8 protein-coding genes and 3 rRNA genes are annotated in these 11,889 nt (G+C 52.5%); 9 read left to right on the forward strand and 2 right to left on the reverse strand.

Annotated features, from left to right (window positions below; all coding sequences use genetic code 11):
- The 3 genes from WC1_RS0122580 to rrf form a co-directional block, all read left to right on the forward strand.
- A 16S ribosomal RNA gene (locus tag WC1_RS0122580) occupies nucleotides 1–85 on the forward strand; the annotation flags it as partial.
- 233 nt (nucleotides 86–318) lie between these two features.
- Nucleotides 319–3,225: ribosomal RNA gene (locus WC1_RS22575) — 23S ribosomal RNA — on the forward strand.
- A gap of 90 nt (nucleotides 3,226–3,315) precedes the next feature.
- A 5S ribosomal RNA gene (rrf, locus tag WC1_RS22570) occupies nucleotides 3,316–3,431 on the forward strand.
- A gap of 273 nt (nucleotides 3,432–3,704) precedes the next feature.
- Here the strand turns inward: rrf and WC1_RS22565 are convergent.
- Nucleotides 3,705–4,142, reverse strand: coding sequence for an acetyltransferase (locus WC1_RS22565; protein ID WP_003841433.1), 438 nt, complete (start codon nucleotides 4,140–4,142; stop codon nucleotides 3,705–3,707).
- A 156-nt stretch (nucleotides 4,143–4,298) separates the two neighbouring features.
- Here WC1_RS22565 and metA point away from each other — a divergent pair, with 156 nt between their 5' ends.
- From metA to WC1_RS22535, 6 genes are all read left to right on the forward strand, one after another.
- On the forward strand, nucleotides 4,299–5,228 hold the full coding sequence (metA, locus tag WC1_RS22560) for a homoserine O-acetyltransferase MetA (RefSeq protein WP_003841431.1): 930 nt from the start codon (nucleotides 4,299–4,301) through the stop codon (nucleotides 5,226–5,228).
- A 268-nt stretch (nucleotides 5,229–5,496) separates the two neighbouring features.
- Entirely contained in the window at nucleotides 5,497–7,098 is a 1,602-nt protein-coding gene (gene aceB, locus WC1_RS22555; RefSeq protein WP_003844674.1) for a malate synthase A, read from the forward strand.
- 31 nt (nucleotides 7,099–7,129) lie between these two features.
- Complete coding sequence (aceA, locus tag WC1_RS22550) at nucleotides 7,130–8,434, forward strand: isocitrate lyase (RefSeq protein ID WP_003031609.1); 1,305 nt, start codon at nucleotides 7,130–7,132, stop codon at nucleotides 8,432–8,434.
- Between the two features lie 102 nt (nucleotides 8,435–8,536).
- Entirely contained in the window at nucleotides 8,537–10,327 is a 1,791-nt protein-coding gene (gene aceK, locus WC1_RS22545) for a bifunctional isocitrate dehydrogenase kinase/phosphatase (RefSeq protein WP_016149382.1), read from the forward strand.
- Between the two features lie 109 nt (nucleotides 10,328–10,436).
- On the forward strand, nucleotides 10,437–10,691 hold the full coding sequence (locus tag WC1_RS22540) for a type II toxin-antitoxin system Phd/YefM family antitoxin (RefSeq protein WP_016149383.1): 255 nt from the start codon (nucleotides 10,437–10,439) through the stop codon (nucleotides 10,689–10,691).
- A gap of 27 nt (nucleotides 10,692–10,718) precedes the next feature.
- Nucleotides 10,719–11,012 carry a type II toxin-antitoxin system RelE/ParE family toxin gene (locus WC1_RS22535; RefSeq protein WP_016149384.1) on the forward strand — a complete coding sequence of 98 codons (294 nt, stop codon included), beginning with the start codon at nucleotides 10,719–10,721 and terminating at the stop codon, nucleotides 11,010–11,012.
- Between the two features lie 21 nt (nucleotides 11,013–11,033).
- On the opposite strand, the gene iclR is transcribed toward WC1_RS22535, so the two are convergent.
- Complete coding sequence (gene iclR, locus WC1_RS22530; RefSeq protein ID WP_003844677.1) at nucleotides 11,034–11,858, reverse strand: glyoxylate bypass operon transcriptional repressor IclR; 825 nt, start codon at nucleotides 11,856–11,858, stop codon at nucleotides 11,034–11,036.
- Between the last annotated feature and the right edge of the window lie 31 nt (nucleotides 11,859–11,889).

Consider the following 11,889-nt stretch of genomic DNA (forward strand, 5'->3'; position numbering starts at 1 on the left):
GGCGCTTACCACTTTGTGATTCATGACTGGGGTGAAGTCGTAACAAGGTAACCGTAGGGGAACCTGCGGTTGGATCACCTCCTTACCTTAAAGAAACGTTCTTTGTAGTGCTCACACAGATTGTCTGATGAATGATGAACTTCTGAATGTACTTTCGAGTGCATTAAGAAGTTTTGCTCTTTAAAAATCTGGATCAAGCTGAAAATTGAAACGACACACTGTTTCATTTCTCCGTAATAAGAAATGAAAAATGGTGTGTTCGAGTCTCTCAAATTTTCGCAACACGATGGTGTTTTACGAAACATCTTCGGGTTGTGAGGTTAAGCGACTAAGCGTACACGGTGGATGCCCTGGCAGTCAGAGGCGATGAAGGACGTGCTAATCTGCGATAAGCGTCGGTAAGGTGATATGAACCGTTATAACCGGCGATTTCCGAATGGGGAAACCCAGTGTGATCCGTCACACTATCATTACGTGAATACATAGCGTAATGAAGCGAACCGGGGGAACTGAAACATCTAAGTACCCCGAGGAAAAGAAATCAACCGAGATTCCCCCAGTAGCGGCGAGCGAACGGGGAGCAGCCCAGAGTCTGAATCAGCTTGTGTGTTAGTGGAACGGTCTGGAAAGTCCGACGGTACAGGGTGATAGTCCCGTACACCAAAATGCACAGGTTGTGAACTCGAAGAGTAGGGCGGGACACGTGGTATCCTGTCTGAATATGGGGGGACCATCCTCCAAGGCTAAATACTCCTGACTGACCGATAGTGAACCAGTACCGTGAGGGAAAGGCGAAAAGAACCCCGGCGAGGGGAGTGAAAAAGAACCTGAAACCGTGTACGTACAAGCAGTGGGAGCCTCTTTATGGGGTGACTGCGTACCTTTTGTATAATGGGTCAGCGACTTATATTCTGTAGCAAGGTTAACCGTATAGGGGAGCCGAAGGGAAACCGAGTCTTAACTGGGCGTTAAGTTGCAGGGTATAGACCCGAAACCCGGTGATCTAGCCATGGGCAGGTTGAAGGTTGGGTAACACTAACTGGAGGACCGAACCGACTAATGTTGAAAAATTAGCGGATGACTTGTGGCTGGGGGTGAAAGGCCAATCAAACCGGGAGATAGCTGGTTCTCCCCGAAAGCTATTTAGGTAGCGCCTCGTGAACTCATCTTCGGGGGTAGAGCACTGTTTCGGCTAGGGGGTCATCCCGACTTACCAACCCGATGCAAACTGCGAATACCGAAGAATGTTATCACGGGAGACACACGGCGGGTGCTAACGTCCGTCGTGAAGAGGGAAACAACCCAGACCGCCAGCTAAGGTCCCAAAGTCATGGTTAAGTGGGAAACGATGTGGGAAGGCACAGACAGCCAGGATGTTGGCTTAGAAGCAGCCATCATTTAAAGAAAGCGTAATAGCTCACTGGTCGAGTCGGCCTGCGCGGAAGATGTAACGGGGCTAAACCATGCACCGAAGCTGCGGCAGCGACACTATGTGTTGTTGGGTAGGGGAGCGTTCTGTAAGCCGTTGAAGGTGTGCTGTGAGGCATGCTGGAGGTATCAGAAGTGCGAATGCTGACATAAGTAACGATAATGCGGGTGAAAAACCCGCACGCCGGAAGACCAAGGGTTCCTGTCCAACGTTAATCGGGGCAGGGTGAGTCGACCCCTAAGGCGAGGCCGAAAGGCGTAGTCGATGGGAAACAGGTTAATATTCCTGTACTTGGTGTTACTGCGAAGGGGGGACGGAGAAGGCTATGTTAGCCGGGCGACGGTTGTCCCGGTTTAAGCATGTAGGCGGAGGTTCCAGGTAAATCCGGTACCTTTTTAACGCTGAGGTGTGATGACGAGGCACTACGGTGCTGAAGTAACAAATGCCCTGCTTCCAGGAAAAGCCTCTAAGCATCAGGTAACACGAAATCGTACCCCAAACCGACACAGGTGGTCAGGTAGAGAATACCAAGGCGCTTGAGAGAACTCGGGTGAAGGAACTAGGCAAAATGGTGCCGTAACTTCGGGAGAAGGCACGCTGATATGTAGGTGAAGTGATTTACTCATGGAGCTGAAATCAGTCGAAGATACCAGCTGGCTGCAACTGTTTATTAAAAACACAGCACTGTGCAAACACGAAAGTGGACGTATACGGTGTGACGCCTGCCCGGTGCCGGAAGGTTAATTGATGGGGTTATCCGTAAGGAGAAGCTCTTGATCGAAGCCCCGGTAAACGGCGGCCGTAACTATAACGGTCCTAAGGTAGCGAAATTCCTTGTCGGGTAAGTTCCGACCTGCACGAATGGCGTAATGATGGCCAGGCTGTCTCCACCCGAGACTCAGTGAAATTGAACTCGCTGTGAAGATGCAGTGTACCCGCGGCAAGACGGAAAGACCCCGTGAACCTTTACTATAGCTTGACACTGAACACTGGTCCTTGATGTGTAGGATAGGTGGGAGGCTTTGAAGTGTGGACGCCAGTCTGCATGGAGCCATCCTTGAAATACCACCCTTTAATGGCTGGTGTTCTAACGTGGACCCGTTACCCGGGTTGCGGACAGTGTCTGGTGGGTAGTTTGACTGGGGCGGTCTCCTCCTAAAGAGTAACGGAGGAGCACGAAGGTTAGCTAATCCTGGTCGGACATCAGGAGGTTAGTGCAAAGGCATAAGCTAGCTTGACTGCGAGAGTGACGGCTCGAGCAGGTGCGAAAGCAGGTCTTAGTGATCCGGTGGTTCTGAATGGAAGGGCCATCGCTCAACGGATAAAAGGTACTCCGGGGATAACAGGCTGATACCGCCCAAGAGTTCATATCGACGGCGGTGTTTGGCACCTCGATGTCGGCTCATCACATCCTGGGGCTGAAGTAGGTCCCAAGGGTATGGCTGTTCGCCATTTAAAGTGGTACGCGAGCTGGGTTTAGAACGTCGTGAGACAGTTCGGTCCCTATCTGCCGTGGGCGCTGGAGAATTGAGGGGGGCTGCTCCTAGTACGAGAGGACCGGAGTGGACGCATCACTGGTGTTCGGGTTGTCATGCCAATGGCATTGCCCGGTAGCTAAATGCGGAAGAGATAAGTGCTGAAAGCATCTAAGCACGAAACTTGCCCCGAGATGAGTTCTCCCTGAGACTATAAGTCTCCTGAAGGAACGTTAAAGACGATGACGTTGATAGGTCGGGTGTGTAAGCGTAGCGATACGTTGAGCTAACCGATACTAATGAACCGTGAGGCTTAACCTTACAACGCCGAAGATGTTTTGGCGAAGAGACGACATTCAGCTTGATACAGATAACATTAACCGGCGAGAAGCGGGTTAATAACAGAATTTGCCTGGCGGCTGTAGCGCGGTGGTCCCACCTGACCCCATGCCGAACTCAGAAGTGAAACGCCGTAGCGCCGATGGTAGTGTGGGGTCTCCCCATGCGAGAGTAGGGAACTGCCAGGCATCAAATAAAAGCGAAAGGCCCGGTCGAAAGACCGGGCCTTTTGTTTTATCTGTGGTCTGTCGGTGAGCGCTCTCCTGAGGAGGACAAATCCGCCGGGAGCGGATTTGAACGTTGCGCAGCAACGGCCCGGAGGGTGGCGGGCAGGACGCCCGCCATAAACTGCCAGGCATCAAATAAAGTGAAGAAGCCCATCCTGACGGATGGGCTTTTTTGCGTGTGTGCGGGGTAAAAAACGCCGGATGCGGTGTGCGCCAGCAGTTATCCGGATACGGCTACCCGTGTACGAGGTTGAGTAACGGGTACGCTCGTCCGAGATCGTCCACTTCCGTCCGTCCCGTCACAGTAAATCCCATCTTCTTATAGAATCCAACTGCCTGCTCATTCTGTTCATTAACGTTGGTCGTTAGCGTTGAAACCATTGATAAAGCATGTTCAATCAGCAGTTTACCAACGCCACTACCACGCACATCCGGATCGACAAACAACGCATCCATATGCTGATCGGTCAAAAGCATAAAGGCGACAGGCTCATCTTGTTCTGTCACTGCAACCCATAGCGGAGCTTCTGGTAAAAATGAACTTACCAGCTCTTCCAGCTCAATCCGATAATCCGCAGAGAGGAAATGGTGCGTCGCATCGACAGAACGACACCAGATAGATATGAGCTTATCGCCTTCGTCCTTACGCGAACGACGAATGGTAAAGGGCATGGCATTCTCCTTTTATCTTTACTGCACTATTCTACAGCAAGGGCCGTGAAACTTTCTCAACTTGAGGATGCAGGCTCGACATTCGCATGATTCCTGGGTATCTTCAGCTATCTGGATGTCTAAACGTTTAAACGTATGTAGTGAGGTTATCAGGTTATGCCAATTCGCGTGCAGGACGAGCTACCCGCCGTCAATTTCTTGCGTGAGGAAAACGTCTTTGTGATGACGACATCCCGCGCTTCCGGTCAGGAAATTCGACCACTGAAGGTGCTCATCCTCAACCTGATGCCCAAGAAGATTGAAACGGAAAACCAGTTCCTGCGCTTACTGTCTAACTCACCGCTACAGGTAGATGTTCAGCTATTGCGCATCGATGCTCGCGAGTCACGTAACACCCCTACGGAGCATCTGAATAACTTTTACTGTAATTTCGAGGATATCTGCGATCAGAACTTTGACGGACTGATCGTGACCGGCGCGCCGTTGGGTCTGGTCGAATTTAATGACGTGGCTTACTGGCCGCAGATTCAACAAGTGCTTGAATGGGCGAAAGATCACGTTACCTCAACGCTATTTGTTTGTTGGGCGGTGCAGGCCGCGCTGAATATCCTGTACGGAATTCCTAAGCAAACCCGTACGGACAAACTCTCAGGCGTCTATGAGCACCATATTCTGCATCCTCATGCGCTGCTGACGCGTGGATTCGATGATGCGTTCCTGGCTCCGCATTCGCGCTATGCCGATTTTCCTGCTGCGCTTATTCGCGACTACACCGATCTCGAGATTTTTGCTGAAACCGAAGAGGGAGATGCCTACCTGTTTGCCAGCAAAGATAAACGAATTGCCTTTGTGACGGGCCATCCGGAATATGATGCCCATACGCTCGGCAGTGAGTATTTTCGTGACGTCGAAGCGGGCCTAACGCCGGAAGTGCCCTATAACTACTTCCCGAAAGATGACCCGCAAAACAAACCGCGGGCAACCTGGCGTAGCCACGGTAATCTGTTGTTTACCAACTGGCTCAACTATTACGTCTACCAGATCACGCCATATGATCTGCGTCACATGAATCCAACGCTGGATTAATCTTCTGTAGCAGACGATCCTTAAGCGTTTCAGCATATTGAATCAGGCACCTTCGGGTGCCTTTTTTATTTCCGAAACGCACCTCACGGTGTAATTAAATTTTATTTATATTGTTATCAATAGGTTAATTGATAATTAAATTAAAAATGGAAATTGTTTTTGATTTTGAAATTTAAATGAGTAGTCTTAGTTGTGCTGAACGAAAAGCGCACAACGATCCTTCGTTCGCATTGGGGATGTGTTTGGATCAATGACGAGGAACTACGCAATGAATCAACAGGCAACGACAACCGATGAACTGGTCTTCACCAGGCCGCGTGGCGAACAGGAGCAACAAATTCTGACCGCTGAAGCAGTAGAGTTTCTGACTGAACTGGTGACAAGATTTACGCCAAAACGCAATAAACTTCTGGCTGCACGTATCCAGCAGCAGCAGGATATTGATGACGGTAAGTTGCCTGATTTTATTTCGGAAACGGCTTCCATTCGAGAAGGTGACTGGAAAATTCGCGGAATTCCTGATGATTTACTGGATCGCCGCGTAGAGATAACTGGGCCTGTTGAGCGCAAGATGGTTATCAACGCGCTGAACGCGAACGTCAAAGTCTTTATGGCTGATTTTGAAGATTCGCTGGCTCCTGAGTGGAACAAAGTTATCGACGGGCAGATAAACCTGCGTGATGCGGTCAATGGCACCATTAGCTATACCAACGAAGCGGGCAAAATTTACCAACTCAAACCTAATCCGGCTCTGTTGGTATGCCGCGTTCGTGGTCTGCATCTGCCGGAAAAACACGTCACCTGGCGTGGCGAATCCATCCCGGGCAGCTTGTTCGATTTTGCCCTCTATTTCTTCCACAATTACAAAACGTTGCTGGCAAAAGGCAGCGGCCCTTACTTCTACCTGCCAAAAACGCAGGCCTGGCAAGAAGCAGCATGGTGGAGCGAAGTGTTCAGCTATGCAGAAGATCGCTTTAATCTGCCACGCGGCACCATCAAAGCGACTCTGCTGATTGAAACGCTGCCGGCCGTCTTCCAGATGGACGAAATTCTGCACGCCCTGCGTGACCATATTGTCGGTCTGAACTGCGGTCGCTGGGACTACATTTTCAGCTATATCAAAACGCTGAAGAACCATCCGGATCGCGTGCTGCCGGACCGTCAGGTGGTGACGATGGATAAGCCATTCCTCAGCGCCTATTCGCGTCTGCTGATTAAAACCTGTCATAAACGTGGCGCATTCGCGATGGGCGGCATGGCAGCTTTCATTCCCAGCAAAGATGCGGAACGTAACAACCAGGTTCTGACCAAGGTAAAAGCGGACAAAGCGCTGGAAGCAAATAACGGTCATGACGGCACATGGATTGCTCATCCGGGGCTGGCAGATACCGCTATGGCGGTGTTCAACGACGTACTCGGTGAAAACAAAAATCAGCTGTTCGTGACCCGTGAAGAAGATGCCCCGATTACCGCAGAGCAACTGTTGGCGCCTTGTGAAGGTGAGCGTACTGAAGAAGGCATGCGCGCCAACATTCGTGTTGCGGTGCAGTACATCGAAGCGTGGATCTCCGGTAACGGCTGCGTACCGATTTACGGTCTGATGGAAGATGCGGCCACTGCCGAAATCTCCCGTACCTCCATCTGGCAATGGATCCACCACCAGAAGACGCTCAGCAACGGCAAGCCGGTTACCAAACCGCTGTTCCGTCAGATGTTGGCCGAAGAGATGCTGGTGATTCAGGACGAGCTGGGCGAACACCGCTACAGCAGCGGGCGTTTTGACGATGCCGCGCGCCTGATGGAGCAAATCACTACCTCTGATGAATTGATCGATTTCTTGACCCTGCCAGGCTACCGCCTGCTGGCGTAATCCACCACATAACAATATGGAGCATCTGCACATGAAAACCCGTACTCAACAAATCGAAGAATTACAGAAAGAATGGACTCAACCGCGCTGGGAAGGCATCACCCGTCCATATAGCGCGGAGGAAGTGGTGAAATTACGTGGCTCGGTCAACCCGGAATGCACGCTGGCTCAGCTTGGCGCGGCGAAAATGTGGCGTCTGCTGCACGGCGAATCGAAGAAAGGTTATATCAACAGCCTCGGCGCGCTGACTGGCGGTCAGGCGCTGCAGCAGGCGAAAGCCGGTATTGAAGCGGTCTACCTTTCAGGCTGGCAGGTGGCGGCAGATGCCAACCTGGCATCCAGCATGTACCCGGACCAATCGCTGTATCCGGCGAACTCCGTCCCGGCAGTGGTGGATCGGATCAACAACACATTCCGTCGCGCCGATCAGATCCAATGGTCAACCGGTATTGAACCGAACGATCCGCGCTATGTGGATTACTTCCTGCCGATCGTTGCCGATGCGGAAGCGGGTTTTGGCGGCGTACTGAACGCGTTTGAACTGATGAAATCGATGATTGAGGCTGGTGCAGCGGCCGTTCACTTCGAAGATCAGCTCGCATCGGTAAAAAAATGTGGTCACATGGGCGGCAAAGTTCTGGTGCCGACTCAGGAAGCTATCCAGAAACTGGTGGCCGCCCGTCTGGCAGCCGACGTCATGGGTGTTCCGACGCTGGTTATTGCGCGTACTGATGCTGACGCAGCCGATCTGATAACGTCTGACTGCGACCCATACGACAGCGAGTTCATCACCGGCGAACGTACCAGCGAAGGGTTCTACCGTACGCATGCGGGTATTGAGCAGGCGATCAGCCGTGGTCTGGCCTATGCACCTTATGCGGATCTGGTGTGGTGTGAAACCTCCACGCCGGATCTCGAACTGGCGAAGCGCTTTGCCGATGCGATTCACGCGAAATTCCCCGGCAAACTGCTGGCCTACAACTGTTCGCCGTCATTTAACTGGCAGAAAAACCTGGACGACAAAACCATTGCCAGCTTCCAGCAGCAACTGTCGGATATGGGTTACAAATACCAGTTCATTACCCTGGCGGGCATCCACAGCATGTGGTTCAACATGTTCGACCTCGCACACTCCTATGCGCAGGGTGAAGGCATGCGCCACTATGTTGAGAAGGTTCAGCAGCCAGAATTTGCGGCGGCTAAAGACGGTTACACCTTCGTGTCCCATCAGCAGGAAGTGGGTACAGGCTACTTCGACAAAGTCACTACTATCATTCAGGGCGGCGCTTCCTCGGTGACCGCGCTGACCGGCTCGACCGAAGAATCGCAGTTTTGATTAATGCCCGGTGGCGCTGTGCTTACCGGGCCTACGAAGGGATGTAGGCCGGATAAGCGAACGCGCCATCCGGCATGACGTTGTGCCGGATGGGAGAAGTCGATGACGCGTGGCCTGGAATTACTGATTGCTCAGACGATTTTGCAAGGTTTCGACGCCCAGTACGGGCGTTTTCTGGAAGTCACCTCCGGCGCGCAGCAGCGTTTTGAACATGCCGACTGGCATGCGGTTCAGCAGGCGATGAAAAGCCGTATTCACCTTTATGATCATCACGTAGGTCTGGTGGTGGAGCAGTTGCGCTGCATTACAGACGGCAAAAGTACCGACGCGGATTTTTTACTTCGCGTGAAAGAGCATTACACCCGGCTACTGCCGGATTACCCGCGCTTCGAGATTGCGGAGAGCTTTTTTAACTCCGTTTACTGTCGGTTATTTGATCACCGCTCGCTGACTCCCGAGCGGCTGTTTATTTTCAGTTCTCAGCCAGAGCGTCGTTTCCGCACGATCCCACGCCCGTTGGCGAAAGACTTTTTTCCTGATACCGGCTGGGAGTGGCTGCTAACTCGCGTCCTTAGCGATCTTCCTCTACGTCTTCCATGGCAGAATAAATATCGTGATATCCACTACATCATCGAGCACCTGACCGAAACCTTGGGAGCGGATGTGTTGGCAGGCTGCCATTTACAGGTGGCGAATGAACTGTTTTATCGTAACAAGGCCGCCTGGCTGGTCGGGAAGCTGATTACCCCTTCCAGGACGCTGCCGTTTTTACTGCCAATCCACCGGACAGACGAAGGTGAGTTGTTTGTCGATACCTGCCTGACCACGACGGCGGAGGCGAGCATTGTGTTTGGCTTCGCCCGCTCCTACTTTATGGTGTATGCCCCGCTGCCCGCGGCACTGGTGGAGTGGTTGCGCGAGATCCTGCCCGGTAAAACCACCGCTGAATTGTATATGGCGATTGGCTGTCAGAAGCATGCAAAAACGGAAAGTTATCGGGAGTATCTGCTCTACCTGGCCAACTGTGATGAGCAGTTTATTGAAGCGCCGGGGATCCGCGGTATGGTGATGCTGGTGTTTACCCTGCCGGGCTTTGACCGGGTGTTTAAAATCATTAAAGACAAATTTGCGCCGCAAAAAGAGATGTCTGCCGCCCACGTCCGCGCCTGTTATCAACTGGTCAAAGAGCACGATCGTGTGGGGCGGATGGCTGACACCCAGGAGTTCGAGAATTTTGTGCTGGATAAACGGCAAATCGATCCGGCGCTGATGGCGCTGTTATTGCAGGAAGCCCCGGAAAAAATTACCGATCTTGGCGATCAGATTGTCATTCGCCATCTGTATATCGAACGACGGATGGTGCCGCTGAATATCTGGCTGGAGCAAGTCGAAGGTCAACAACTGCGCGATGCCATTGAAGAGTACGGCAACGCGATTCGTCAGCTGGCCGCCGCCAATATTTTCCCCGGCGATATGCTGTTTAAGAACTTCGGCGTCACCCGTCACGGGCGCGTGGTGTTCTACGATTACGATGAAATCTGCTACATGACGGAGGTTAATTTCCGTCATATCCCGCCGCCACGCTACCCGGAAGATGAGATGAGCGCTGAGCCGTGGTACAGCGTATCGCCTGGAGATGTCTTCCCGGAAGAGTTTCGCCACTGGCTATGTGCCGACCCGCGTATCGGGCCGCTATTTGAAGAGATGCACGCTGACTTGTTCAGCGCCGACTACTGGCGGGGTTTGCAAACGCGGATTAAAAACGGGCATGTGGAAGATGTTTACGCCTACCGACGTCGGCAGCGGTTTAGCGTACGGTTTGCGGCTTTTGCGAGCAGCTTTCCAACAACAGATCCCAACGCTGGTGATAGCTCACCAATGACTGTACTGTGACCGGAGGCTTGAGCTAAACCCATCCAACAATTTCGTTGGCGATATTGGCCTCTTCTGTCTATTATGTCCATATTGGACATTCAAGCCATTTTGGTCAGAAGGAGGGGATATGCAGGTCATGCCCGCACAACAAGCGAAAAACCAGTTCGGTGATTTACTGATGAAAGTTCAGCGTGAACCGGTGGAAATAAGCAAACATGGCAAGCGTGTGGCCGTGGTGATTTCCCCCGAGGAATATGACCAGTTTAAGCAGCTAAAACTCCAGAGACTAAAGGCTGTGTTGACGGAATCTATCACTCAGGCTGATAACGGTGAGCTGCACAGTATTGATGATGTTTTTGGCCCGCTGACATCTGATAAATAATATGGAAGGCAGAGGTAAGGCGAAGGGATGAGTGTCAGGTTTACGACAAAAGCCAAAGAACATGTTCGCGCAATCCGCGTTTATTCTGCGCGTCGCTGGGGAGAAGAAGTCGCAGAAGCCTATGCTTTCGTGCTGCGCACGGTGATGGTGGATGTGCTTGATAAACATCCTTCTCCTGGCCGTGATCGCAGTGGCGATCTTTTTCCTGACGTACGTAGTTTCCCTGTAGAAAGCCACATTATCTATTACCGTGAAGCACCCACAGGCATAATCGTGCTGGCGGTGCTGCACGAAAAACAAGATCCTCAAAACTACCTGTGAGAGCGTGGCGCAGAAAGCGGCTTAACGAAATCCGCCGTACGCCAGTGTCACTTCTTTCGCCGCTTTGATCGCCATGGCGCCGAACTCGGTCACGCGATCGTCGGTAATGCGCGAAATGGGTCCGGAGATGGAAATCGCGGCGAACGGCTCGCGGTGCTCGTCATAAATGCACGACGCCACGCAGCGCAGACCCAGCGCATGTTCCTCATCATCAAAGGAATAGCCGCGCTTGCGCGTCTGGGCCAAATCCTCTTTCAGATGCACTGGCGACACCAGCGTGGCGTGGGTATAAGCGTGTAGTCCTTTGCGGTGCAGCAGCCCAGTCACCTGTTCTTCGCTCAGTTGGGATAAAAACGCCTTACCCGCGCCGGAAGCATGCATCGGCAGTTTGCCGCCGATAGGCGCGGACATGCGCATCAGTTGGGTGCACTGCACCTGGTCGATAATAATGGCCTGATGATCGCTTTGATCCAGCACGGCGAGGTTGACCGTCTCACCGGAGTCTTCCATCAGCTTGCGCAGGATCGGATGCACAATCGCCAGCAGATTACGGCTTTGCAAAAAGCTGCTGCCGACGATAAACGCATGTGCACCCACGGCCCAGTGCCCTAATTCACCGACCTGACGAACAAATCCCTGCTGCTGCATGGTGGTCAATAATCGGTGAGTCGTGGAGTTTGGCAGGCCGGCCTGCTGCGCCAGCTCGGTCAGCGCCACGCTGCCGTTGGATTCCGCAATCCACTCCAGTAGCTTCAGGCCGCGCGTCAGGGATTGAACCTGCCCGGTTGCGGGCGCAGTAGTAGCGGCGGGTTTTCTACCGCGTTTCGCGGGAACGGGGGCAACCATGGCAGACTCCTTTTCTGTATCGTGGAAATCA

It is taken from the genome of Citrobacter sp. KTE30 (assembly GCF_000398825.1).
Lineage (GTDB): Bacteria > Pseudomonadota > Gammaproteobacteria > Enterobacterales > Enterobacteriaceae > Citrobacter > Citrobacter freundii.

What these genes read in the sequence shown, in the direction of transcription:
- WC1_RS22565 (WP_003841433.1), bottom strand. Translation starts at nt 4,142, where the DNA reads ATGCCCTTTACCATTCGTCGTTCGCGTAAGGACGAAGGCGATAAGCTC.
- metA (WP_003841431.1), top strand. Translation starts at nt 4,299, where the DNA reads ATGCCAATTCGCGTGCAGGACGAGCTACCCGCCGTCAATTTCTTGCGT.
- aceB (WP_003844674.1), top strand. Translation starts at nt 5,497, where the DNA reads ATGAATCAACAGGCAACGACAACCGATGAACTGGTCTTCACCAGGCCG.
- aceA (WP_003031609.1), top strand. Translation starts at nt 7,130, where the DNA reads ATGAAAACCCGTACTCAACAAATCGAAGAATTACAGAAAGAATGGACT.
- aceK (WP_016149382.1), top strand. Translation starts at nt 8,537, where the DNA reads ATGACGCGTGGCCTGGAATTACTGATTGCTCAGACGATTTTGCAAGGT.
- WC1_RS22540 (WP_016149383.1), top strand. Translation starts at nt 10,437, where the DNA reads ATGCAGGTCATGCCCGCACAACAAGCGAAAAACCAGTTCGGTGATTTA.
- WC1_RS22535 (WP_016149384.1), top strand. Translation starts at nt 10,719, where the DNA reads ATGAGTGTCAGGTTTACGACAAAAGCCAAAGAACATGTTCGCGCAATC.
- iclR (WP_003844677.1), bottom strand. Translation starts at nt 11,858, where the DNA reads ATGGTTGCCCCCGTTCCCGCGAAACGCGGTAGAAAACCCGCCGCTACT.